General features: G+C 64.5%; 20 protein-coding genes and 1 riboswitch. Of the genes, 14 read left to right on the forward strand and 6 right to left on the reverse strand.

Translation table 11 applies throughout. The features are described 5' to 3' along the window. Positions 1–20 precede the first annotated feature (20 nt). Genes ACIPIJ_RS19435 through ACIPIJ_RS19445 form a run of 3 tightly spaced genes read right to left on the reverse strand, consistent with a single transcriptional unit; the run spans position 21 to position 2,384 of the window. Positions 21–833, reverse strand: a complete 813-nt coding sequence (locus tag ACIPIJ_RS19435; RefSeq protein WP_401079601.1) for an aldo/keto reductase — start codon at positions 831–833, stop codon at positions 21–23. After that, the gene (locus ACIPIJ_RS19440) at positions 830–2,005 is read right to left on the reverse strand and encodes an NAD(P)/FAD-dependent oxidoreductase (protein ID WP_401079603.1); all 1,176 of its coding nucleotides are present in this window, start codon (positions 2,003–2,005) and stop codon (positions 830–832) included. The genes ACIPIJ_RS19435 and ACIPIJ_RS19440 overlap by 4 nt, the downstream gene beginning before the upstream one ends. A gap of 46 nt (positions 2,006–2,051) precedes the next feature. Next, complete coding sequence (locus ACIPIJ_RS19445) at positions 2,052–2,384, reverse strand: DMT family transporter (RefSeq protein ID WP_401079861.1); 333 nt, start codon at positions 2,382–2,384, stop codon at positions 2,052–2,054. An 87-nt stretch (positions 2,385–2,471) separates the two neighbouring features. Between ACIPIJ_RS19445 and ACIPIJ_RS19450 the strand changes: the two genes are divergently transcribed. Beyond that, on the forward strand, positions 2,472–3,362 hold the full coding sequence (locus ACIPIJ_RS19450) for a LysR family transcriptional regulator (RefSeq protein ID WP_401079605.1): 891 nt from the start codon (positions 2,472–2,474) through the stop codon (positions 3,360–3,362). Between the two features lie 11 nt (positions 3,363–3,373). Next, positions 3,374–4,645, forward strand: a complete 1,272-nt coding sequence (gene waaA / locus ACIPIJ_RS19455; protein ID WP_401079607.1) for a lipid IV(A) 3-deoxy-D-manno-octulosonic acid transferase — start codon at positions 3,374–3,376, stop codon at positions 4,643–4,645. A 103-nt stretch (positions 4,646–4,748) separates the two neighbouring features. On the opposite strand, the gene ACIPIJ_RS19460 is transcribed toward waaA, so the two are convergent. Further along, positions 4,749–6,182, reverse strand: a complete 1,434-nt coding sequence (locus ACIPIJ_RS19460; RefSeq protein ID WP_401079609.1) for a TolC family outer membrane protein — start codon at positions 6,180–6,182, stop codon at positions 4,749–4,751. 161 nt (positions 6,183–6,343) lie between these two features. Beyond that, a riboswitch (TPP riboswitch) is annotated at positions 6,344–6,450 on the forward strand. Between the two features lie 159 nt (positions 6,451–6,609). On the opposite strand from ACIPIJ_RS19460, the gene thiC reads away from it, so the two are divergent. Further along, entirely contained in the window at positions 6,610–8,496 is a 1,887-nt protein-coding gene (gene thiC, locus ACIPIJ_RS19465) for a phosphomethylpyrimidine synthase ThiC (RefSeq protein WP_401079611.1), read from the forward strand. 111 nt (positions 8,497–8,607) lie between these two features. Further along, a complete protein-coding gene (cytX, locus tag ACIPIJ_RS19470; protein WP_401079613.1) occupies positions 8,608–9,891 on the forward strand; it encodes a putative hydroxymethylpyrimidine transporter CytX in 1,284 nt (427 codons plus the stop codon). Here the strand turns inward: cytX and ACIPIJ_RS19475 are convergent. Next, positions 9,860–10,606, reverse strand: coding sequence for an RsiV family protein (locus ACIPIJ_RS19475; protein WP_401079615.1), 747 nt, complete (start codon positions 10,604–10,606; stop codon positions 9,860–9,862). The genes cytX and ACIPIJ_RS19475 overlap by 32 nt on opposite strands. A gap of 184 nt (positions 10,607–10,790) precedes the next feature. Between ACIPIJ_RS19475 and ACIPIJ_RS19480 the strand changes: the two genes are divergently transcribed. From ACIPIJ_RS19480 to ACIPIJ_RS19520, 9 genes are all read left to right on the forward strand, one after another. Beyond that, a complete protein-coding gene (locus ACIPIJ_RS19480) occupies positions 10,791–11,408 on the forward strand; it encodes an NUDIX domain-containing protein (RefSeq protein WP_401079617.1) in 618 nt (205 codons plus the stop codon). Further along, a complete protein-coding gene (locus ACIPIJ_RS19485) occupies positions 11,399–11,851 on the forward strand; it encodes a DUF1249 domain-containing protein (RefSeq protein ID WP_400796783.1) in 453 nt (150 codons plus the stop codon). The genes ACIPIJ_RS19480 and ACIPIJ_RS19485 overlap by 10 nt, the downstream gene beginning before the upstream one ends. A gap of 85 nt (positions 11,852–11,936) precedes the next feature. After that, on the forward strand, positions 11,937–12,740 hold the full coding sequence (cpdA, locus tag ACIPIJ_RS19490; protein ID WP_401079619.1) for a 3',5'-cyclic-AMP phosphodiesterase: 804 nt from the start codon (positions 11,937–11,939) through the stop codon (positions 12,738–12,740). A 176-nt stretch (positions 12,741–12,916) separates the two neighbouring features. Then, positions 12,917–13,525, forward strand: a complete 609-nt coding sequence (locus ACIPIJ_RS19495; protein WP_401079621.1) for a YqiA/YcfP family alpha/beta fold hydrolase — start codon at positions 12,917–12,919, stop codon at positions 13,523–13,525. A 35-nt stretch (positions 13,526–13,560) separates the two neighbouring features. Continuing rightward, entirely contained in the window at positions 13,561–15,465 is a 1,905-nt protein-coding gene (parE, locus tag ACIPIJ_RS19500) for a DNA topoisomerase IV subunit B (RefSeq protein WP_401079622.1), read from the forward strand. Continuing rightward, positions 15,462–16,448: an esterase-like activity of phytase family protein gene (locus tag ACIPIJ_RS19505; protein WP_401079624.1), complete on the forward strand. Its 987-nt coding sequence runs from the start codon at positions 15,462–15,464 to the stop codon at positions 16,446–16,448. Before parE ends, ACIPIJ_RS19505 begins: the two co-directional genes overlap by 4 nt. Next, on the forward strand, positions 16,445–16,963 hold the full coding sequence (locus ACIPIJ_RS19510; protein WP_401079626.1) for a TIGR02281 family clan AA aspartic protease: 519 nt from the start codon (positions 16,445–16,447) through the stop codon (positions 16,961–16,963). Before ACIPIJ_RS19505 ends, ACIPIJ_RS19510 begins: the two co-directional genes overlap by 4 nt. A 10-nt stretch (positions 16,964–16,973) precedes the next feature. After that, positions 16,974–19,232, forward strand: coding sequence for a DNA topoisomerase IV subunit A (gene parC, locus ACIPIJ_RS19515; RefSeq protein ID WP_401079628.1), 2,259 nt, complete (start codon positions 16,974–16,976; stop codon positions 19,230–19,232). Between the two features lie 175 nt (positions 19,233–19,407). Then, positions 19,408–20,118 carry a membrane integrity-associated transporter subunit PqiC gene (locus tag ACIPIJ_RS19520; protein ID WP_401079630.1) on the forward strand — a complete coding sequence of 237 codons (711 nt, stop codon included), beginning with the start codon at positions 19,408–19,410 and terminating at the stop codon, positions 20,116–20,118. A 162-nt stretch (positions 20,119–20,280) separates the two neighbouring features. Here ACIPIJ_RS19520 and ACIPIJ_RS19525 read toward each other — a convergent pair whose 3' ends face one another. Next, entirely contained in the window at positions 20,281–21,750 is a 1,470-nt protein-coding gene (locus tag ACIPIJ_RS19525) for a histidine kinase (RefSeq protein ID WP_401079632.1), read from the reverse strand. A gap of 135 nt (positions 21,751–21,885) precedes the next feature. Here ACIPIJ_RS19525 and serB point away from each other — a divergent pair, with 135 nt between their 5' ends. Then, complete coding sequence (serB, locus tag ACIPIJ_RS19530; protein ID WP_401079634.1) at positions 21,886–23,100, forward strand: phosphoserine phosphatase SerB; 1,215 nt, start codon at positions 21,886–21,888, stop codon at positions 23,098–23,100. Positions 23,101–23,136: the final 36 nt, after the last annotated feature.

Here is a 23,136-nt window from a genome sequence, read left to right on the forward strand (position 1 = left end):
CGGGCCCCCTCAGGGGCGGCTCAATGCTGGCCCAGGATACGGGCGACGGTGGCCACGTTGTGGGCCAGGTGCAGCGGGTTGATGGTGCCGACGATAGCACTGCTGACGCCTGGGTGGGCGAACAGCAACTCGAAACTGGCCTGTACCGGGTCGACACCGGGCGCAAGGCAGACATGCCCGCTGGCCAAGGCCTTCTTCACCAGGATGGCCTTGCCGTGTGCGGCAGCGTAGTCCAGCACCGGGCGTTCCGCCTGCTCGTTGAGGTTATAGGTGACCATGGCGCAGTCGCCCTGTTCCAGCGCCTTGAGGCCACCGGCGACGGTCTTGCCCGAGAGGCCGTAGCCGAGGATCTTGCCTTCCTGCTTGAGCGCGGCAAGCGTCTGGTAGACCTCCTCGTGCTCGAGGATTGCCAGGTCGTTGCCATCGGAGTGCACCAGCACCAGGTCGATGCGGTCGGTCTCCAGCCGGCGCAGGCTGCGCTCGACCGAACGGCGGGTGTGCGCCGCGCTGAAGTCGAAGCGTGACTGGCCGGCCTCGAATTCTTCGCCGACCTTGCTGACGATCACCCATTCATCGCGCTGGCCACGCAGCAGCGGGCCCAGGCGTTCTTCGCTGCGGCCATAGGCGGGCGCCGTATCGATCAGGTTGATGCCCAGCTGGCGCGCCTGGGCCAGCAGCATGCGGGCTTCATCATCACCGGGGATGGTGAAGCCGTTGGGGTATTTCACGCCCTGGTCGCGGCCAAGCTTGACCGTGCCCAGGCCCAAGGGGGACACCGTGAAGCCGGTACTGCCCAGCGGCCGGTGAAAGTCGTGCAGGGTCGGCAGGCTCATGGCAGCAGTTGCTCCCAGGCCGGCACGCCGAGGGGCGGGCGCGGCAGTTCGCTGAGGGCTGCTTGGGCGCTTGGGCGAATACCGTCGCGCTCCAGGCTGGCCAGCACGCGATCACTGAAGTCGGGGGCCAAGGCCAGCTTGGTCGGCCAGCCCACCAGCAGGCGCTGCTGATCGGCGAGGAAGGCGTTGTCCGGGCGCACCAGGCCGGATTGCGCAGGCTCGGCGCGGTCGACGCGCAGCGTTGCCCAACGCACCAGGCTCTGGTCGACCCACGGCAGCAGGTTGGCGATTTCCTTCTGCGCTGCAGCGATCTGCGCTGCGGGCTCGCGTGCCACGCCATCGGCCTCGGCCAGGTCGCCGCCGAGGTACCAGACCCATTGGCCATCAGCCGCCGGGTGGGTGGTGATGGTCACGCGCGGCTTGGGGCCGCCACCCAGGCAGTGGGCATACAGCGGTTTGAGGTTCGGGCCCTTGGCCATCACCATGTGCAGCGGGCGGGTTTGCATCGCCGGCTGGTTCAGGCCCAGCGCCTGCAGCAAGCCTTCAGTACCGGCGCCGGCACTGAGCACGATGCGCTGGGCACGGATTTCACGGTCATCCACACGCAGTCCGACCAACGCTTCACCTTCGCGCAAAGGTTCGATGCGCTCACCCGCCAGTAACGAGTCGCCGGCCAGCTCGGCCAGGTTGGCCAGCAGGCTGGGCACGTCGATGACCAATTCTGCCAGGCGATAGACCTTGCCCTTGAACGCGCGGTCCTGCAGCGCTGGCGGCAGTTGGTCGCCCTTGACCTGGTCGACCCTGCCACGCACCGCCTTGCTGGCGAAGAAACTGGTGAGGTTGCCGGCCAGGGTGCCGGGCGACCATAGGTAGTGCGCGTCGGAGAGCAGACGGGTATGCCCGAGGTCGAGCTCGCCGCTGCCGGCCAACGCCTCGCGCCAGCGTCGCGGCATGTCGGCGATGGCTTCCGAGGCGCCGGTGAGGGCGCCATGCAGGGCGTATTTGGTGCCGCCATGAATGATGCCCTGGGACTTGATGGTCTGCTCGCCGCCGAGGCTGGCGCGCTCCACCAGCACTGTCGAGTAACCCAGGCGGCGCAGGCGGGCGTTCAGCCACAGGCCTGCGACCCCGGCGCCGACGATCAGCACGTCAGTGGAAATGGCGGTTGGCATGGCGGTACCTCGAAGACTGGGACAGCTGGCAAGTATACAGCCCGCATCAATGCCCGGCAGTCTTCGAGAACAGCTGAATCACCACCACCCCGCCAACGATCATGGCCATGCCCAGCATCGCCGGCACATCCAGCTTCTGCCCGTAGATCACCAGCGCTGCCACGCTGATCAGCACGATGCCCAGCCCGGACCAGATGGCATAGGCGATGCCCACGGGAATGCTGCGCACCACCAGGGTCAGCATCCAGAACGCGATGGCGTAGCCGACCACCATCAGCAGCAGGGGCAGCGGTGTGCTCAGGCCTTTGACCGCCTTCATGGAAGCGGTGGCGACCACTTCGGCGCAGATGGCGATAGCGAGGTAGGTGTAGGCATTCATGCTGGCATTCTCCGGTTGCTGGTCGGGCATTCTAGGCCCTGCCTGGATGCGGTAAAGTCATTACCTATCACCCCTGGAGATAGGTTGATGGCCGAACAATGGAATCTCGAACAACTGCGCCTCTTTGTGCGGGTGGTCGAACTGCGCTCGTTTTCCGCTGTCGCCCGCGAGCAGCGCAAGGCGCAGTCGGCGGTCAGCAATGCCATCGCTCTGCTCGAAGCGGACCTGGGCGTTACCCTGTTCGAGCGCAGCAGCGGGCGGCAGCCGAAACTTACCGAAAACGGCACCGCACTGCTGGAAGATGCCCGCGAACTGTTGCGCCAGTGCGAACGCCTGGATGGCCGGGCGCTGGCCTTGATGCGTGGGCAGGAAGCCTTGCTGCGGGTTGCGCAGGACGAGGCCATGCCCTACCAACCGGTGATCGACAGCCTGGACGAACTGGCCAGCCGTTTCCCCTATCTGGAGGTCCAACTGGCCAGCGCTGCGCAGGGTGATGTGGCGCGCAAGCTGGTGGAGCGGCGCGCCGACCTGGGGCTGTTCTTCCATCATGAAAGCATGCCGGCGTCGCTGGAGCGGCGCGCCCTGGGCAGCGTGGAGATGGTCACGGTGTGCGCCGTCGACCACCCTTTGGCGCGCGAACGGCAGGTGACGCGCCAGCAACTGGCACGTCACCGCCAGCTGCTCATCACGCCGCAGCAAAGCGGCTACCCCGGCGGCGAGGCCATCAGCCCGCAGGTCTGGCGTGCCGACAGCTTCTATGCCATGGCCGAATTGCTGATGCGTGGTCTCGGTTGGGCCTGGCTGCCACGGCATGTGGTGCAGTACCCGACCTACCAGGCGCAGATGGTCGAGCTGGCCAGCGAATGGCGGCCACCGGCATTGGTCGTCGAACTGGCCTGGCGCCGCGACGAACCGCTGGGCCCGGCCGCGCAATGGCTGGCTGAGCGCTTTGCAGTACACCTGCGTGCTATCGGGTAAACTTCGCCGCCATGAACAGAACTCTCTATACCCTGCTGTTTCACCTGGGCCTGCCACTGGTTGCGCTGCGCCTGTACCTGCGTGCCCGCAAGGCGCCGGCCTACCGCCAGCGTATCGGCGAACGCTTCGCCCGCAACCTGCCGGCGATGCGCCAGGGCGGTATCTGGGTGCATGCCGTCTCGGTGGGTGAAAGCATCGCTGCGGCACCCATGGTGCGCGCACTGCTCAAGGCCTACCCGAACCTGCCGATCACGCTCACCTGCATGACCCCGACCGGCTCCGAACGGATTCGCGCGATGTTCGCCGATGAACCGCGCATCCAGCATTGCTACCTGCCCTATGACCTGCCGTGGGCGGCGGGGCGCTTTCTCGACCATGTGAAGCCAACGCTGGGCATCATCATGGAAACCGAACTCTGGCCCAATCACATCCACCAGTGCGCCAGGCGCGGTATCCCGGTGGCCCTGGCCAACGCCCGCTTGTCCGAGCGCTCGGCCCGTGGTTATGCGCGTTTCGCCAACCTGACCCGGCCGATGCTCGCGGAGATGAGCCTGATTGCGGTACAGACCGAGACCGAGGCGCAGCGCTTTCGCGATCTCGGCGCGCGCCCTGAATGCGTGCAGGTGACCGGCTCGATCAAGTTCGACCTGAAGGTCGACGAGCAGTTGTTGCCACGCGCCCATGCGTTGCGCGATCAGTGGGGCGCACGCCAGCGCCCGGTGTGGATCGCCGCCAGTACCCATGAGGGTGAGGACGCACTGGTCCTTCAGGCGCATCGCAAGCTGTTGCAGGTGCACGGCGATGCGTTGCTGATCCTGGTGCCGCGCCACCCCGAACGGTTCGACGCGGTACATGCCTTGTGCGCCGAACAGTTCGCCACCGTGCGCCGCTCTGCCGGTACTGCAGTCGACTCCGATACCCGCGTACTGCTCGGCGATACCATGGGCGAGTTGCTGTTCCTCTTCGCCCTGGCCGACATCGCCTTCGTTGGCGGCAGCCTGGTCGCTACCGGCGGGCACAACCCGCTGGAGCCGGCGGCACTGGCGTTGCCGGTGATCATGGGGCCACACGTGTTCAACTTCCTTGAGATCAGCGCAATGCTGCGTGTGGCAGGGGCGTTGCAGCAGGTGGACGATGCCGACGGTTTGGCTGAGGCGGTGCGCAGGCTGGTGGAATTACCGCAGGATGCGCAGCGCATGGGCGAGGCGGGCAGGGCGGTGATGCGGGCTAATCAGGGGGCTTTGCAGCGGTTGCTGGAGGGGCTTGCTGCACTGATCCGCTGAAGGTAGCGGTGGCTTCTTCGCGGGCAAGCCCGTTCCCACAGGGCGGGTGCATGCCTTCAGACCCTGTGGGAGCGCCCTTGCCCGCGATTGGACGACGCCTATCTCAAGGCCTGCGCTCGAAGTTTTTCGCCGCCGCCGCCGCCAGGTCTGGTGGCAGGAAGTCCTTGTCCGGGTTGTAGTCCGGTTTCAGGTAGCGCTTGAGGTCGGTGAGGTCCTGCGGGCTCAAGGTCCCGGCGGCCTGCTTCAGGCTCAGGTTGTCGAGAATGTAGTCATAGCGGCTGTTGTTGTAGTCGCGCACCGAGGTGTACAGCTGGCGCTGGGCATCGAGCACGTCGACGATGTTGCGGGTGCCAACCTGGTAGCCGATTTCGGTGGCTTCCAGCGCGCTCTGGTTGGAAATGATCGACTGCTTGCGGGCCTGCACCTGTTCCACGTCGGTGTTCACCGCGCGGTGCAGGTTGCGCGTGTTCTCTACTACCTGGCGGCGCAGGCTCTCGCGTTGCTGCTCGCTCTGACTCAGGCGCTGGTACGCCTCGCGCACCTGCGAGCTGGTCAGGCCGCCGCTGTAGATCGGGATGTTCAGCTGCAGGCCGATGCTGGTCTGCTCCACATCACCGCTGTAGCGCACGCCCAGTTGCGAGGGGTTGGTGAAGCCGAGGTTGTCGTTGTCGCCTTTCTGGTACTTGGCCACCGCATCCAGGGTCGGGGCATGGCCGGCCTTGCGCTGGCGCAGGGTTTCTTCGGCGGCATTGACGGCGTAGTTGGTCGCCAGCAGGTTGAGGTTCTGCCGCCCGGCAGTCTCGACCCAGGCTTTGGCATCGTTGGGCGTGGGCACCTGGATCGGCAGGGTGTGGACCACGCCCTGGATCGACGAGTACTCACGGTTGGTCAGCGTCACCAAGGCCTCGAAGGCATCCTGTACCTGACGCTCGGCGATGATCCGGTTGGCCCGGGCCGTGTCGTAGCTGGCCTGGGACTGCAGCACGTCGGTCTTGTCGGACAGGCCCACGTCGAAACGCTCGTTGGACTGGTCGAGCTGGCGCTTGAAGGCGGCTTCCTCGGCCTTGGTCGCGGCCAGGTTGTCTTGGGCGCGGAGCACGGCGAAATAATTTTGCGCGGTCTGCAGGATCAGGTTCTGCTCGGTGGCGGACAACTCCAGCGCCGCCTGCTCGTTGACCGCCTCGGCCGCCTGCAACTGGAACCAGCGGTCGGCACGAAACACCGGCTGCGCCAGGGTCGCGCTCCAGGAGTTGCCACTGCGGTTGGAGGTGGTCGACGGCTCGTCGAGCTTGGTGCGGGTGTTCAGCATCTCGGCACCCGCCGACAGGTTTGGCAGCAGGCCGGCGCGGGCCTGGGGCACCACTTCGCGGCGGGCGCCATAGTCGGCGCGGGCGGCGGCAAGATCGGCGTTATTGTCGACCGCTTCCTGATAGACGCTGACCAGGTCGGTCTTTACCGTCGTGGGCACATCCGCTGCCCAGACCACTCCGTTGGACGCACAAGACACGGCTATCGCCAGTGAGAGTTTGCGCAGCATAGAGGCAATCCTTGTACGAAATTTAATTACTGAACTGTTGAGTATCGAATGACGGGCCAGTGTAAAGGCGCGCGCAGCCGGCAACAATCGCCGAATGCACCTTTCATCATCGTTACGATTTACCCGCTTGGCTTTGCCGACCACTCCAGTCTAGACTGCGCATGTTCTTGTCGGGGTGCCTTGAAGCAAAGGCTGAGATCGCAAAGTTGCGGATCCCGTTGAACCTGATCAGGTTAGCGCCTGCGTAGGGAACAAGATTGCTCGCCTTCCCGGGGAGCCTCTTGTGCCAGGTCCGGGATTGTCACAGCTGCACGCAGCTCACGGCACCCCCATGTATCCGGCACTGCACACCCGTCAAGGGGTGCGTCCGCGTCTTTCAGGTTCTCCCCGACATTCCACCGCTAGGAAGCTGTCTGGAGAGCCTGTGATGAGCAAACAAGAAAAAACGATCAACCTCAGCGAGTCGGCGCAAGTCGATCAGCAGTCCGTGCAACCGTTCCCGCGTTCGCGCAAGGTGTATGTCGAAGGCTCGCGCCCGGACATCCGCGTGCCGATGCGCGAAATCAGCCTGCACGACACCCCCACCGACTTCGGCGGCGAAACCAACGCCCCGGTGCTGGTGTATGACACATCCGGCCCATACACCGACCCCAACGTCATCATCGACGTGCGCAAAGGCCTGGCCGATGTACGCTCGGCCTGGATCGACGCGCGTGGCGACACCGAGCGCCTGGGTGGCCTGAGCTCGAACTTCGGCCAGCAGCGCCTTAACGATACCGAGCTTGCCAAGCTGCGCTTCAACCACGTGCGCAACCCGCGCCGCGCCAAGGCGGGTGCCAACGTCTCGCAGATGCACTACGCCCGCCAGGGCATCATCACCGCTGAGATGGAATACGTCGCCATCCGCGAGAACATGAAGCTGCAGGAAGCCCGCGCCGCCGGCCTGCTCAAGCAGCAGCACGCCGGCCACAGCTTCGGTGCCAACATCCCGAAAGTGATCACGCCTGAGTTCGTGCGTGAGGAAATCGCCCGCGGCCGCGCGATCATCCCGGCCAACATCAACCACACGGAACTGGAGCCGATGATCATCGGCCGCAACTTCCTGGTGAAGATCAACGGCAACATCGGCAACAGCGCCCTGGGCTCCTCGATCGAGGAAGAAGTGGCCAAGCTGACCTGGGGCATTCGCTGGGGCTCGGACACGGTCATGGACCTGTCCACCGGCAAGCACATCCACGAAACCCGCGAGTGGATCATCCGCAACTCGCCGGTGCCGATCGGTACCGTACCGATCTATCAGGCCCTGGAGAAAGTCAACGGCGTGGCCGAGGACCTGACCTGGGAGCTGTTCCGCGACACCCTGATCGAACAGGCCGAGCAGGGCGTGGACTACTTCACCATCCATGCCGGCGTGCTGTTGCGTTACGTGCCGCTGACCGCCAAGCGGGTTACCGGCATCGTCAGCCGCGGCGGTTCGATCATGGCCAAGTGGTGCCTGGCGCATCACCAGGAGAACTTCCTGTACACGCATTTCGACGAGATCTGCGAAATCATGAAGGCCTACGACGTCAGCTTCTCGCTGGGCGATGGCCTGCGCCCGGGCTCGATCGCCGACGCCAACGATGCCGCGCAGTTCGGTGAGCTGGAAACCCTCGGCGAGCTGACCAAGATCGCCTGGAAGCACGATGTGCAGTGCATGATCGAAGGCCCGGGCCACGTGCCGATGCAGCTGATCAAGGAGAACATGGACAAGCAGCTGGAATGCTGCGACGAGGCGCCGTTCTACACCCTCGGCCCGCTGACCACCGACATCGCCCCCGGCTACGACCACATCACCTCGGGCATCGGTGCGGCGATGATCGGCTGGTTTGGCTGCGCCATGCTCTGCTATGTCACGCCCAAGGAACACCTGGGCCTGCCGAACAAGGATGACGTCAAGACCGGCATCATCACCTACAAGATCGCCGCCCATGCCGCCGACCTTGCCAAGGGCCACCCGGGCGCGCAGATTCGCGACAACGCCTTGTCCAAGGCGCGTTTCGAGTTCCGCTGGGAAGACCAGTTCAACCTCGGCCTGGACCCGGACACCGCGCGTGCTTACCACGACGAGACCCTGCCGAAGGAATCGGCCAAGGTCGCGCACTTCTGCTCGATGTGCGGGCCGAAGTTCTGCTCGATGAAGATCACCCAGGAAGTGCGTGAATACGCCGCCAACCTGCGCATCGATGCGGTGGATGTGTCGGTCGAGGAAGGCATGCGCGAGCAGGCCGAGCGGTTCCGCCAGGAAGGCAGCCAGCTGTATCACAAGGTGTAAGGCTCCAGGTGCAGCGGCGGTCCGTCGCTGCTTTTACATCGGGGCCGCACAGCGGCCGAACTGGCCCGATTTACGGGTTTGGCTCACTTCAATTCTTTCGGCGATACAACAATGACAACCCCCAGCCATTTCTCCCCCGACCACCCGGTCCCCACCCACCAGCGCCCGTTCGGCGGTCGCGACCTGTTCTCGCTGTGGTTCTCGCTCGGCATCGGCCTGATGGTTCTGCAGGTGGGCGCCATGCTCGCCCCAGGCCTGGGCCTGGCCGGCGCCGTGCTCGCTATCGCCCTGGGCACCGGCGTGGGTGTGCTGCTGCTGGGTGCTGCTGGCGTGATCGGCAGCGACACCGGCCTGTCCGCCATGGCCACCCTGCGCCTGAGCCTGGGCAGCCACGGCGCCCGCTTGCCGGCGCTGCTCAACCTGTTGCAACTGGTCGGCTGGGGGGCGTTCGAGATCATCGTCATGCGTGACGCCGCCAGCCTGCTGGGCGCGCGGACCTTCGGTGAAGGCAGCCTGTGGAATAGCCCGATGTTCTGGACCCTGTGCTTTGGTGGCCTGGCCACCTTGCTGGCGGTCAGCGGGCCGCTGGCGTTCGTGCGCAAGGTGCTGCGCAAGTGGGGCATCTGGGTGCTGCTGGGCGCTTGCCTGTGGCTGACCTGGAACCTGTTTGCCAAGGCCGACCTGGGCGAGTTGTGGCGCCGCGCGGGTGACGGCTCGATGTCGCTGGCCGTCGGTTTCGACATCGTGATTGCCATGCCGCTGTCCTGGTTGCCGCTGATCGCCGACTACTCGCGCTTCGCCCGCAACGGCAAGCATGTGTTCGCGGGCACGGTGCTGGGGTATTTCATCGGCAATACTTGGCTGATGAGCCTGGGTGTGGCGTACACCCTGGCCTTTGCCCCGAGCGGTGAGGCCAACGCGCTGCTGCTGGCCCTGGCCGGCGCCGGTATGGGCATTCCGTTGCTGCTGATCTTGCTGGACGAGTCGGAAAAGGCCTTCGCCGATATCCACTCCGCTGCGGTATCGACCGGCCTGCTGGTGCGCCTTAAAGTCGAGCACCTGGCCTTGGCCATCGGCGTGCTGTGCACCCTGATCGCCTTGCTGGCCCCATTGGCCCAGTACGAAAACTTCCTGTTGCTGATCGGATCGGTGTTTGCGCCGCTGTTCGGCGTGGTGCTGATGGACCACTATGTGATCCGCCGCCGTCGCCTGCCCGCGCAGGTCGATGGCTTGCATTGGCAGGCCCTGCTGGCCTGGGCGGTGGGCGCGGCGGCTTATCACGTCATTGCCGCGCAAGCGCCAGAGCTGGGCGCGACCCTGCCAGCACTGCTGCTGGCAGGTGGGCTGCACCTGCTACTGAGCTTCAGCCGCGGCCGGGAAACAGCTCGGGCTTGAGTACGCCGTTCAGGCGCGGGTAGGGGAGCTTCAGTTCCACGTGGCCCATGGAGTAGGGCGCGATGGAATAAACCTCGTACTTGACCACCACCGCGCCGTACGTCAGGGCGATGTGCGGCGACTTCTTGAACGGCCAGGTCTTGACGAACTCGGCGTCCTTGTCCATGCCCACGCTGATCAACCAGGCGCGGTGCGATTCCTCGACCGTTTTCCAGAACGTTTCTTCCTGCCCCGGCACCAGCATGTCCTGCAGGGTCAGCACCTTGTCCAGCTTGCGCGAGTAGTTGATGAAGCCGCGGCCGGGCATGCCGTGGGCGCCGCCGCTGTCGAGGTAGCTGGACAATTCGATGATCACCAGCCCGTCATGCTGCTCGCGTACCTTGGCTTGCAGGTAGCTGCTGTTGCGTTTGTCGGCGTTGGCCAGGTATTGCTGCTCGTACGCCTGCAACGTGCTGGGCGCGGTGCCATGCTGGTTGTCTTCGGTCAGCTGCAACAAGCGTTTTTCGACGATGGCGTCGAGCTTGGGCAGGGTCGGGAAGTGGATGGTGTCGATGTTCACCAGTGGGCAGTCACTGGCGCTGCAGCCGGGCTTCACGTGTTCCCAGGCGTCGCGTTTGACCTCCAGCGGGGCCCGGTAATTGGGCGTGAACAGGCTCTGGCAGGCACCGAGGGCCAAGGCCAGCACAGCCACGGAAGTCAGTTTGACAAGTGTCATGATGATCCTTGCAGTACAGGTAAAGTCGCCCTTTGACCGCCTGCGCGGCCTTCAGTTCGCCACTAAGCTAACAGACAGAAGAGCCGCTGTCCCGACTGCGCGAACGGTTACCGGAAAGGGGTGAAACGGGCAGGCGTGCAGAGTAGGATGGCGCGAAGCAGTATTCGAGGTAATGAGGATTTCCATGTCAGACGCGTTGAATTCAATGCCCAAGGGCTTCGACATCATCGAGCGGGCCAATTGCTTCCAGGGCTTTTACAAGCTCGACAAGCTGCGCCTGCGCCATGAGCTGTTTGCCGGGGGCATGGGCCGCGAGATCAGCCGCGAACTGTTCGTGCGCCACGATGCCGTGTGCGTGCTGCCTTACGACCCACAGCGCGATGAAGTGGTGCTGATCGAGCAGTTTCGCGTGGGCGCGCTGGGCAAGACCGACAATCCCTGGTTGATCGAGATGGTCGCCGGCCTGATCGACAAGGACGAACAACCGGAAGAAGTCGCCCACCGCGAAGCCGAAGAAGAAGCCGGCCTGACCTTCAGCGCCCTGTGGCCGATGACTCGCTACTTCCCATCGCCGGGCGGCAGCGACGAATACGTGCACCTGTTCCTGGGCCACTGCAGCAGCGCAGGCGCTGGCGGCCTGCATGGCCTGGAAGAAGAGGGCGAAGACATCCGCGTGCGCGTCTGGGCGTTTGAAGATGCACTGCAGGCCGTGCGTGACGGGCGCATCTGCAACGCGGCGACTATCATCGGCCTGCAATGGTTGGCGCTTAACCGTGACGAAGTACGAGGTATGTGGAAGTGAACTTGCTGCGTGAGCGTTATCGGGTCGATCTGGCCGGGCTGCAGGCAGCCTGTGAAGCCAACTACGCCCGGCTCATGCGCCTGCTTCCCGACATGCGCACCACACAGAGTTCGCGCCGCATCGGCATGACCCAGGGTGACCAGATGCTCGGCGTGCTGGTGCTCGACGTGCTGCTGGCGTGCCCGTATACCACCACCTTGCGGGTGCGCCAGGAGCACAGCCTGCCGTGGCTGCCGGTGCCGCACCTGGAGGTGCAGGTGTACCACGATGCACGCATGGCCGAAGTGGTCAGCGCCGAACATACCCGGCGCCTGCGCAGCATTTACCCGTATCCGAACCAGGCCATGCACCAGCCGGATGAGAAGGCGCAGCTCAATCTGTTCCTTGGCGAATGGCTCAGCCACTGCCTGGCCTGCGGTCACGAACTGGCAAGTGTGCGCTGAAATGTGATGGCGGTCGGGTTCGGGTGTTTGCTTGCTATCATTCCGCCGCCATAATTCCCGCTGAATCCGCACGAGGAGACGGCCGGTGCCGCACCCAGACCCATCCGATGCACCCATTCATGTGGTGCAACTGACCGACGCCCACCTGTTCGCCGACCCAGCAGGCACGCTGCTCGGCCTGTGCACCCGTGACAGCCTGCGTCATGTGATTGCCCAGGTGCGGCGCGAACAGCCGCGTATCGACTTGCTGTTGTGTACCGGTGACCTGTCACAGGATGGCAGTGTCGCGTCGTACCAGGCGTTCCGTGAGCTGACCGGCGCCTTCTGCGTGCCGACCCGCTGGTTGCCGGGCAACCATGATGAAGCCAGGGTCATGGCCGAGGTGGCGCCAGAGCTGGTGCAAGCGGTTACCGACATGGGCGCCTGGCGCGTGGTGATGCTCAACTCGGCGGTGCTGGGCGCGACTCATGGCCTGCTTGAGGCGGATCAGCTGGCGTTGCTGGATGAGGCCCTCGCGTCGGCTGGCGAGCGCCATTGCCTGGTGTGCTGCCACCATCAACCGGTGGATATCGGCTGTGCCTGGATCGCCCCGATTGGTCTGCGCAATGCCGACGCGTTGCTGCGCCGGCTTGAAGGTTATCCACAGGTGAAGGCGTTGCTCTGGGGGCATATCCATCAGGAATGGGATGAGCGGCGCGGTGGTTTGCGCCTGCTGGCCACGCCGTCGACCTGCATCCAGTTCGCCGCGCGTAGCGACGACTTCAAGGTGAGCGAGGAGCAGCCGGGGTACCGCTGGTTGCGCCTGCATGCCGACGGGCGGGTGGACACTGGCGTCGAACGGGCCTTGGACTTTGAGGTGAAGCTCGACTTCGATAGCGCAGGTTACTAGAGGCGCACGCCAGGCGCCTGTGGGCGCGGGTAATCCTGCTCCCATAGGAGCCGTGTAGGATCTTTGAAGAAATTGTTGCGAAATTGGCCATCCGGCGCCAAAACACGGCGAACACGCTACACTGCGCATCCCTGCGCCCGTACCCTGGGCGCGAAGCCAATGATTCCGGGGGCAGCATGTCGGGTTCCATCCTCTATATCCATGGCTTGAACAGCTCGCCGCGCTCCACCAAGGCGCGCCAGCTCGACGCTGTGATGCAGCAGCTGGGGCTTGCGGGCCAGTTTCGCGTCCCCGCCTTGCACCATCACCCGCGCCAGGCCATCGCACAGCTCGAAGCCGCCATCGCCGAACTGGGTGCACCCCTGCTGGTCGGCAGTTCGCTCGGCGGCTACTATGCCACCCATCTGGCCGAGCGCCATGGCCTCAAGGCGCTGCTGATCAACCCCGCGGTCACCCCGCACAAGCTGTTCGACGGCTACCTGGGCGCCCAGCGCAACCACTACACCGACGAAACCTGGGAGCTCACCCACGACCACGTACAGGCCCTGGCCGAACTGGAAGTACCCGCCCCCACGGATGCGGGCCGCTATCAAGTGTGGTTGCAGACTGCCGATGAAACCCTGGACTATCGCCATGCCGAGCGCTATTACCGAGCCTGCGCCCTGCGTATCCAGGCCGGTGGCGACCACAGCTACCAGGGTTTTGCCGGGCAGATCCCGGCCCTGCTGGCCTTCGCAGGCGTTGCCCGAGGGCAGTACGCGGCGTTCGATTTTTCTGTACTTTGATTTTTTTGCATTCACCAGACTGACGACGAGAACCCATGGCCAATCCCAGCGCTAGCGCCTATAACGCAGACGCCATCGAAGTCCTCTCGGGCCTTGACCCGGTCCGTAAACGGCCGGGCATGTATACCGATACCAGCCGGCCGAACCACCTGGCCCAGGAAGTCATCGACAACAGCGTCGACGAAGCCCTGGCGGGCCACGCGCGTTCCGTGCAGGTCATCCTCCACGCCGACCACTCGCTGGAAGTCAGCGACGATGGCCGTGGCATGCCGGTGGATATCCACCCCGAAGAGGGCGTGTCGGGGGTCGAGCTGATCCTCACCAAGCTGCACGCCGGCGGCAAGTTCTCCAACAAGAACTACCAATTCTCGGGCGGCCTGCACGGCGTCGGCATTTCGGTGGTGAACGCCCTGTCGACCCAGGTGCGAGTGCGCGTCAAACGCGACGGCAACGAGTACCAGATGACCTTTGCCGATGGCTTCAAGGCCAGCGAGCTGGAAGTGGTGGGCACGGTCGGCAAGCGCAACACCGGCACCAGCGTGTACTTCAGCCCCGACCCCAAGTATTTCGATTCGCCGAAGTTTTCAGTCAGCCGCCTCAAGCACGTGCTCAAGGCCAAGGCCGTACTGTGCCCGGGCCTGCTGGTCAGCTTCGAGGACAAGGCCAGCGGCGAGAAGGTCGAGTGGCACTACGAGGACGGCCTGCGTTCCTACCTGGTCGACTCCGTCAGTGACTACCTGCGCCTGCCGGACGAGCCGTTCTGCGGCAGCCTGGCTGGCAACAAGGAAGCCGTCGACTGGGCCTTGCTGTGGCTGCCGGAGGGCGGTGACAGCGTTCAGGAAAGCTACGTCAACCTCATCCCCACAGCCCAGGGCGGTACCCACGTCAACGGCCTGCGCCAGGGCTTGCTCGACGCCATGCGCGAGTTCTGCGAGTTCCGCAACCTGTTGCCGCGCGGGGTCAAGCTGGCACCGGAAGACGTGTGGGAACGCATCACCTTCGTCCTCTCGATGAAGATGCAGGAGCCACAGTTCTCCGGCCAGACCAAAGAGCGCCTGTCGTCCCGCGAGGCTGCTGCGTTCGTTTCCGGTGTGGTCAAGGATGCCTTCAGCCTGTGGCTCAATGCCCACCCCGAGCTGGGCATGCAGCTGGCGGAACTGGCCATCAGCAACGCCGGCCGTCGCCTCAAGGCCAGCAAGAAGGTCGAGCGCAAGCGCGTAACCCAGGGCCCGGCGTTGCCCGGCAAGCTGGCCGACTGCGCTGGGCAGGATCCGATGCGCGCCGAGCTGTTCCTGGTCGAAGGTGACTCCGCCGGCGGTTCGGCCAAGCAGGCGCGGGACAAGGAATTCCAGGCGATCCTGCCGCTGCGCGGGAAAATCCTCAATACCTGGGAAGTGGACGGTGGCGAAGTCCTGGCCAGCCAGGAAGTGCACAACATCGCCGTGGCCATCGGGGTCGACCCGGGTGCTGTCGACCTGTCGCAGCTGCGCTACGGCAAAATCTGCATCCTCGCCGATGCCGACTCCGACGGCCTGCACATCGCTACCTTGCTGTGCGCGCTGTTCGTCCAGCACTTCCGTCCGCTGGTCGAGGCCGGCCACGTCTACGTTGCCATGCCGCCGCTGTACCGCATCGACCTGGGCAAGGAAATCTACTACGCCCTCGACGAACCCGAACGTGACGGCATCCTCGACCGCCTGGTGGCGGAGAAGAAGCGCGGCAAGCCACAGGTCACCCGATTCAAGGGCCTGGGCGAGATGAACCCGCCACAGCTGCGCGAAACCACCATGGACCCGAACACCCGTCGGCTGGTCCAGCTGACCCTGGAAGACGTCGAAGCCACCTGCGAACTGATGGACAAGCTGCTGGCCAAAAAACGCGCCAGCGACCGCAAGAGCTGGCTGGAGACCAAAGGCAACCTGGCTGAGGTCATGGTTTGATTCGTCAGCTTGTCGCGGTTTTCCTTGCGCTGGTTGCGCTGCCTAGCCTGGCAGGCAACTGGCCGGAGCTGAAGCTGACCTCCGAGCATCCGATCGACGGCATGCGCGGCGGCAACCTCTCGGGCCTGGCCTTGTGCCGCGGCGCCCTGTGGGGCGTTTCCGACCGTGATGACGACCGTATCTACCGCCTCGACCAGCAGAGTGGGGTATGGCGCGCCCAGCCCCTGACCTTCACCCCGCCACCGGTGCCGGACAGCGGTTTGCCCTGGGGGCTGAAATCGCGCAACTGGGCGGTGTCGTACGTGCGTGGCGGCGAGCTGGATTACGAAGGCATCACCTGTGATCAGGCCGGCAACATCTACCTGGTCAGCGAAGCCCATGCAGCGGTACTGCAAGTGCCGGTCGAAGGCGAGCCGAACTGGCTGAAGATCGACCCGGCGATGATTCGTCAGGCACGTGCCAGCGGCATGCTGCTGCACTTCAATGCCCTGTTCGAGGGCTTGGCCATCAATCCTGACGGTGACCGCCTGTGGCTGGCGGCCGAGCGCGAACGGCGCGGGCTGGTGAAGATCGAGCGCCAGCAGTCGGTGTGGACCTGCGGTCGCAGTTGCGTGCTGCTGAGTGAAGCCGGGGTGGAAATGCAACCCGCGCAGATGCCCCATGCCCGCGCGCTTTCGCGGGACTTTGCCGACCTGGCCTGGTTCGAAGGCAAGCTGTTCACCCTCGAACGCAACGCCTACCGCATCTGCCGGCGTGATGCCGAGAGCGGTAAGGTCGAACACTGCTGGTCGTTCGCGGCCGATGCCCTGGTGCCCGAGCGCCGCTACGATCAGCCGTTCGGCCTGGCCGAGGCGCTGGTGATCGATGCCAAGGGTGCCTGGATCGGCCTGGACAACAACAACGGTGACCGTGCCGACAGCGAAAGCCGGCCAATCGTCTGGCGTTTCGCCGCACCGCAAGGTGGCTGGAGTGCCAAGCCATGAGCCAGCCGCCGGGCAAGCGCGCGGGCAGGGTGCTGATGATCCTGGCCTGGGCGGCGGCGCTGTTTCTCGCCACACGCTTTTTCGGCGAATGGGAGGCGCGCGAGCGCAACCCCAACACACAGGTGCAGTCCGAGCACGGCGAAGGCTTTATCGAGGTGCGGCTGCTCGGCAATGGCCAGGGCCACTTCGTGGTGGACGGCCTGATCAACGGCAAGGCTGTGCACTTCATGCTCGACACGGGCGCCACCGATGTGGCGATCCCCGAGGCGCTTGCCAGTGACCTGGCCCTGCAGCGTGGCAGCCCGGTGGTCCTCAGCACCGCCAATGGCCGTACCGAAGGCTACCGCACCCGCCTGGACAATCTGCAACTGGGCGACATCCGCCTGCAGGGCGTGCGCGCGCTGGTGGTGCCGGGGCTGGATGGGCAAACGGTGCTGCTTGGCATGAGCGCCCTGAAACAACTTGAATTTACCCAGCGCGGCGGCACCATGCTGTTGCGCCAGAACCTGAAATGACGAGGCCCGCATGAGCGACCCACTGGAACTCAGCCTCGACGGCGTCGAACGCCGCTCGCTGGCTGACTTCACCGAACAGGCCTACCTCAACTACTCCATGTACGTGATCATGGACCGGGCCTTGCCGCACATCGGCGATGGCCTGAAGCCTGTGCAGCGACGCATCGTCTATGCCATGAGCGAGTTGGGGCTCGACGCCGATGCCAAGCACAAGAAGTCGGCGCGTACTGTCGGTGACGTACTCGGCAAGTTCCACCCCCACGGCGACTCGGCTTGCTACGAAGCCATGGTGCTGATGGCGCAGCCATTCAGCTATCGCTACACCTTGGTCGATGGCCAGGGCAACTGGGGTGCGCCGGACGATCCCAAGTCGTTCGCCGCCATGCGATACACCGAAGCGCGCCTGTCGCGCTACTCGGAAGTGTTGCTCGGCGAAGTGGGCCAGGGCACCGTGGACTGGGTGCCGAACTTCGACGGCACCTTGCAGGAGCCGGCGGTCCTGCCCGCGCGCCTGCCGAACATCCTGCTCAACGGCACCACGGGTATCGCCGTGGGCATGGCCACCGACGTACCGCCGCATAACCTGCGTGAAGTGGCCAGCGCCTGCGTGCGCCTGCTCGATGAGCCCAAGGCCACCCTCGAACAACTGTGCGAGCACATCCAGGGCCCGGACTACCCGACCGAAGCCGAGATCATCACGCCGCGTGCCGAGATCCTCAAGATCTACGAAAGCGGCCGCGGCTCGATCCGCATGCGTGCCGTGTACCGGGTCGAGGATGGCGACATCGTCGTCACCGCGCTGCCGCACCAGGTCTCAGGGGCCAAGGTGCTGGAGCAGATCGCCGCACAGATGCAGGCCAAGAAGCTGCCGATGGTCGCCGACCTGCGTGACGAGTCCGACCACGAGAACCCTTGCCGTATCGTCATCATCCCGCGCTCCAATCGCGTGGATGCCGACGAGCTGATGCAGCACCTGTTCGCCACCACCGAGCTGGAAAGCAGCTACCGGGTCAATGTCAATATCATCGGCCTGGATGGCCGGCCGCAGCTGAAAAACCTGCGCGCCTTGCTGCTGGAGTGGCTGCAGTACCGGATTGGTACCGTGCGCCGCCGCCTGCAGTACCGTCTGGAGAAGGTGGAAAAGCGCCTGCACCTGTTGGAAGGCTTGCTCACCGCATTCCTCAACCTCGATGAAGTGATCCACATCATCCGCACCGAGGAGCATCCCAAGCAGGCCCTGATCGCCCGTTTCGAGCTGACCGAAATCCAGGCCGACTATATCCTCGAGACGCGCCTGCGCCAGCTGGCACGCCTGGAAGAAATGAAAATCCGTGGCGAACAGGACGAACTGCTCAAGGAACAGGCCAAGTTGCTGGCCCTGCTGGGCAGCGATGCCAAGCTGCGCAAGCTGGTCCGCAGCGAGCTGATCAAGGATGCCGAGACTTACGGCGACGACCGCCGTTCGCCGATCGTCGAGCGTGCCGAAGCCAAGGCGCTGTCGGAAAACGAGCTGATGCCGACCGAGCCGGTTACCGTGGTGCTGTCGGAAAAGGGCTGGGTACGTTGTGCCAAAGGCCACGACATCGATGCCACCGGTCTTTCCTACAAGGCGGGGGATGGCTTCAAAGCCGCGGCGGCGGGGCGCTCCAACCAGTTTGCCGTTTTGATCGACTCCACCGGCCGCAGCTATTCGGTGGCCGCGCACACGCTGCCATCTGCACGTGGCCAGGGCGAGCCATTGACCGGGCGCCTGACACCGCCGCCGGGGGCTACCTTCGAGTGCGTGCTGCTGCCGGAAGATGACGCGTTGTACGTGATTGCCTCGGATGCCGGCTATGGCTTCGTGGTCAAGGGTGAAGACCTGCAGGCCAAGAACAAGGCCGGCAAGGGCCTGCTCAGCCTGCCCAACGGCGCCAAGGTGATCAGCCCACGCCCGGTGGCCGACCGTGAGCAGGACTGGCTGGCGGCAGTGACCACCGAAGGGCGCTTGCTGGTGTTCAAGGTCGCCGACCTGCCGCAGCTGGGCAAAGGCAAGGGCAACAAGATCATCGGCGTGCCCGGTGATCGGGTCGCCAGCCGTGAAGAATATGTTACAGATCTGGCGGTGATCCCCGAGGGGGCGACGCTTGTATTGCAGGCTGGCAAGCGTACCCTGTCTCTGAAGCCAGACGACCTTGAGCATTACAAGGGCGAGCGTGGCCGGCGTGGCAGCAAGCTGCCACGCGGGTTCCAGCGCGTCGACGGGTTGCAGGTGGAAAGTCCGACGTAACCCGGTGAAATGTCTGGAACGGCAATTTCAGCGCCGTTCCAGGCAGAAATGCTGGAGTCGGGCCGATATTTCGCGGATGATAGTGCCCCTGTGGTGCCGGCGTGGCCGTGTGCCCGATTGAATCTATATCAGTATCACTGCGGTCAGCTTTGTGGCGACCGCCTGGATGGGATGAATGAAATTTCTGCGCCTTCCATTTGCGCTGTTGATGACGGGCTTGCTGGGGCTGAGCGGATGCAGTATGCATCAGCCGGTTGCCCTGTATCAGCTCGACAGCGGTGATCCTGGCCAGCCTTCACAGAGTGCGGGCATGGCCGTGGTGCTCGGCCCAGTGTCGGTTGCCGATTACCTGCAGCGCGAGACCTTTTTGCAGCGTCAAGCTGATGGCAGTCTGAGTTCTGCGACGGACGGTCGTTGGGCCGGCAGCTTGTCGGCAGACATCGACCAATTGCTGGTGCGTCAGCTGGCCTGGCGTCTTGATAGCCAGCGCGTGGTCCTGGCCCCGGCCAGCACCGGTTTCTCGCCGGACGTGCAGGTGTTGCTGTCGATCACTCGCCTGGACTCGGGCAAGAACCAGCCGGCCATCCTCGACGCCCAATGGCGCCTGCTCGACCGCCGCGGCAATGTGCGTGACAACCGTATCGTGCACCTCGAGCAGCCGCACGAAGGCAGTGAGTCGTCGCAGGTTCAGGCCCAGGGCCAACTGCTGCAGAAGCTGGCAGAACAGCTGAGCACTGCGGTCAAGCCGCTGGCCAACCAGCCTGCGATTGCCGAAGAGGCACCGAAAAAGCCTGTGGCACCCGTTCAGGTCAAGAAGGCGCCAGAGAAGTCGAAGATCCCAATGGCTTCGCCCATTCGTACCGATATGGAAGTCTATCGGTTCTGATGGTTCCGCCGGTTACAAAAAAGCCCGCACATGTGCGGGCTTTTTTGCGGGTCTGTGTCGGCCTCTTCGCGGGTGAAGGCGCCTCCACAGGGTTTGCGCTGTCCTAGGATTTGCGCTGGCCCTGCGGGGGGCGGCTTTAGCCGCGAAGGGGCCGACTTGATATCAGGCCCTGCGCTCGTGCATGCGTGCCAACTGGCGCTCCAGCATCGACGGGTAAGGTTCCATCAAGCGCTCGACACAGCAAGCCCCCTCAGGGCTGGCAATCGGGCGAATGCGGGCACGCTGACGAATCAGTGCGTCATCGCTGATCTGCCGCTCCACCAGCAGCAGGTTGCGGCTGTGTTGCGACAGCGCAAGGGCGTCCTGGGCCTTCTCGGCCATTAGCAGGTCGACCTGCTCCAGCCCCTGCAGATCGTCGCCCAGGGCCAGGCCCAGCTGCAGCTGCAGGGTGATGCCGCTGTCGGCCACCTCGATTTGCAGAGCGTGGCCCAGGGCACGCAGCAGCTCACCGCAGCAGATGGCGTTGGTCAGGTAGTCCTCGCCGCAGTCACGGCTATGGAACAGCACCAGGGTGCTGCCGTCGTTGAGCGTGTGGGTTTCGCCCTCGTACAGCGATGCGGCCTGTTCCAGGCAGTCGCGGTAACGCTCCAGCAGCTCGGTCAGGCGGGTGCGTGGCAGGCGGCGCAGCTGTTCCTGCGAGCCCAGCTGCACGGCCAGCACGGCGGTGTTTTGCGGCTCGTCGGACTCGACCACGGTGGCTTTCGGCGCGGGCTCTTCGTTGTCCAGCAGGCCGGCAAAGGCCGCATCGTCGTCTTCGTCGTCGGCCAGGGCGGCAACCTTGGCGCGTGGCGCGGCTTTGACAGGCGCCGCAACCTCGTGCAGGTCGTCGAAGTCCTGCTCGTCCTCCTCCTCCTCCTCCGGTTCAGGCTCCGGAGGCGGCGGCGGGGCCAGGCGCGCGTGCAGCTGGCGGGCGATGTCGCCGATCTCGTCCTGGCGGTCGGTCGCCGGGGTGTACGGGTGCGGGTCACGCAGCCATACCCGCAGTTGGAGCAGCGGCAGGGTGATGTGGCGGCCTTGGCGCAGGCTCAGGCTCAACGCCAGGGCAAGCAGGATCGCGGCAAGGATGCCCATGCTCTGCAGGCTGATCAGCATCGGCTGCTGGAACTGGCTCATGTCCAGGCTGATGCGCAGCTGCCCGGCGGTCACGTCCTGGAAGGTGATCTTGGTCTGGTACAGGCCTTCTGCCTCGCCAAGCAGGCTGTTGCGCGGGCGCTGCCCCGCCTCGGCGAGGATACGGTTGTCCACGCTGTAGATAGCCGCATGGGCCACCAGCGGGTTCTTCACCAGGTTGCCCAGCAGCACGTTGAGGCTGAGGATGTCGTTGGACACCAGCAGCTCGGTCGCCGAGGTGGCGGTCTGGGTGGTCAGGCTCTGGCCAAGGGCGTCCGCCTGCTCGTGCATGGCCTGCTTGAACTGCAGGCCCATCACGCAGGCATAGATCACCAGCGCCAGCGCCACCAGGAATATATTGGTGCAGGCGATGCGCAGTGCCAGTGGAACGCGACGTTGGCGAAGGGCACGGAAGATCATGAGGAAGAAGTTGTCTGGTTTGACGGGCGTGGGCCGGTTCACAGAGCGCGGCTCTTAATGGCATGAAAGTGCTGCGCAGTATAGCGAGCAGAGTTTTGTCGGCAAAGTATCGTTGGCGCCCGATGGTCATGGAAAATCGGTAGAATGCGCATTTTTCATCGAAGTCGGAGCCAGGTTGTGCGCGAAATCGTCCTGATCAACATCACCGGTGAGGACCGCCCCGGTCTCACTGCCGCCATCACCGGCGTCCTGCTCCAGGGCAAAGTGAACATCCTCGACATCGGCCTGGCGGTCATGCACGGCACCCTGTCGTTCGGCATTCTGGTCGATATCCCGGACAACGAAGTGGCCACCAGCCTGCTGCAAAGCGTGCAGTCCAAGGCCCATGAGCTGAACCTGCAGGCGCGCTACACGCCGATTTCCGAGGCGGATTACCAGCACTGGGCCGATGGCCAGGGCGAAGCGCGGCACATCGTTACCCTGCTCAGCCGCAAGATCACCCCCGAACAGCTGCAGCGCGTCAGCGCCATCATCAGCAAGTACGACCTGACCATCGAGCGCATCGAACGTTTGTCGGCCCGGGTAGCACTGAATGCGCAAAACCAGCAAGGCAAGGCCGCGCTGGAAATTTCTGTGCGCGGTGTACCAAGCGATGCCCAGGCGCTGCGTGCAGATTTTTTTGCGGTGTCGGAAGAACTCGACATCGACATCGCTTTCCAGAAGGACGACCTGTTCCGTCGCAACCGCCGCCTGGCGGTGTTCGACATGGACTCGACGCTGATCGAGGCCGAAGTCATCGACGAACTGGCCAAGGCGGCCGGTGTCGGCGAGCAGGTGGCGGCCATCACCGAGCGGGCGATGCGCGGTGAGCTCGACTTCCGGGCCAGCTTCAAGGAGCGCATGGCGCTGCTCAAGGGGCTGGATGTTGGCGTGCTTGACCAGATTGGTGCTTCCCTGCGCCTGACCGAAGGCGCCGAGAACCTGTTCGCCGAGCTCAAGCGCATGGGCTACAAGACGGCCATTCTCTCCGGTGGCTTCACCTACTTTGCCAAGCAGGTGCAGGCGCGTCTGGGCATCGACTATGTATTTGCCAACGAGCTGGAAGTGGTGGACGGCAAGGTTACCGGTGTCGCCGTCGAGCCGATCGTCGACGCCCAGCGCAAGGCCGAGCTGTTGCAGCAGTTGGCGAACGAAGAGGGCTTGCAGCTGGAACAGACCATTGCGGTGGGTGACGGTGCCAACGACCTGCCGATGCTGTCGCTCGCCGGGCTGGGTGTGGCGTTCCGTGCCAAGCCATTGGTGCGCCAGTCGGCCAAGCAGGCGATTTCGACCCTGGGCCTGGATGGCGTGCTGTATCTGCTGGGCTTGCGCGACCGCGACGCCCGCAGCTGATCGCGCCGGTTGGGGGCCGTACAGCGGCCCCCCGGA

Origin of the sequence: Pseudomonas sp. NPDC087185, assembly GCF_044744955.1 — a bacterium.
In the GTDB taxonomy this organism is placed as follows: domain Bacteria; phylum Pseudomonadota; class Gammaproteobacteria; order Pseudomonadales; family Pseudomonadaceae; genus Aquipseudomonas.

What these genes read in the sequence shown, in the direction of transcription:
- ACIPIJ_RS19510 (WP_401079626.1), top strand. Translation starts at nt 16,445, where the DNA reads ATGAGCCAGCCGCCGGGCAAGCGCGCGGGCAGGGTGCTGATGATCCTG.
- ACIPIJ_RS19520 (WP_401079630.1), top strand. Translation starts at nt 19,408, where the DNA reads ATGAAATTTCTGCGCCTTCCATTTGCGCTGTTGATGACGGGCTTGCTG.
- thiC (WP_401079611.1), top strand. Translation starts at nt 6,610, where the DNA reads ATGAGCAAACAAGAAAAAACGATCAACCTCAGCGAGTCGGCGCAAGTC.
- ACIPIJ_RS19435 (WP_401079601.1), bottom strand. Translation starts at nt 833, where the DNA reads ATGAGCCTGCCGACCCTGCACGACTTTCACCGGCCGCTGGGCAGTACC.
- parE (WP_401079622.1), top strand. Translation starts at nt 13,561, where the DNA reads ATGGCCAATCCCAGCGCTAGCGCCTATAACGCAGACGCCATCGAAGTC.
- waaA (WP_401079607.1), top strand. Translation starts at nt 3,374, where the DNA reads ATGAACAGAACTCTCTATACCCTGCTGTTTCACCTGGGCCTGCCACTG.
- ACIPIJ_RS19460 (WP_401079609.1), bottom strand. Translation starts at nt 6,182, where the DNA reads ATGCTGCGCAAACTCTCACTGGCGATAGCCGTGTCTTGTGCGTCCAAC.
- ACIPIJ_RS19495 (WP_401079621.1), top strand. Translation starts at nt 12,917, where the DNA reads ATGTCGGGTTCCATCCTCTATATCCATGGCTTGAACAGCTCGCCGCGC.
- cytX (WP_401079613.1), top strand. Translation starts at nt 8,608, where the DNA reads ATGACAACCCCCAGCCATTTCTCCCCCGACCACCCGGTCCCCACCCAC.
- ACIPIJ_RS19480 (WP_401079617.1), top strand. Translation starts at nt 10,791, where the DNA reads ATGTCAGACGCGTTGAATTCAATGCCCAAGGGCTTCGACATCATCGAG.
- ACIPIJ_RS19450 (WP_401079605.1), top strand. Translation starts at nt 2,472, where the DNA reads ATGGCCGAACAATGGAATCTCGAACAACTGCGCCTCTTTGTGCGGGTG.
- ACIPIJ_RS19440 (WP_401079603.1), bottom strand. Translation starts at nt 2,005, where the DNA reads ATGCCAACCGCCATTTCCACTGACGTGCTGATCGTCGGCGCCGGGGTC.
- ACIPIJ_RS19445 (WP_401079861.1), bottom strand. Translation starts at nt 2,384, where the DNA reads ATGAATGCCTACACCTACCTCGCTATCGCCATCTGCGCCGAAGTGGTC.
- ACIPIJ_RS19475 (WP_401079615.1), bottom strand. Translation starts at nt 10,606, where the DNA reads ATGACACTTGTCAAACTGACTTCCGTGGCTGTGCTGGCCTTGGCCCTC.
- parC (WP_401079628.1), top strand. Translation starts at nt 16,974, where the DNA reads ATGAGCGACCCACTGGAACTCAGCCTCGACGGCGTCGAACGCCGCTCG.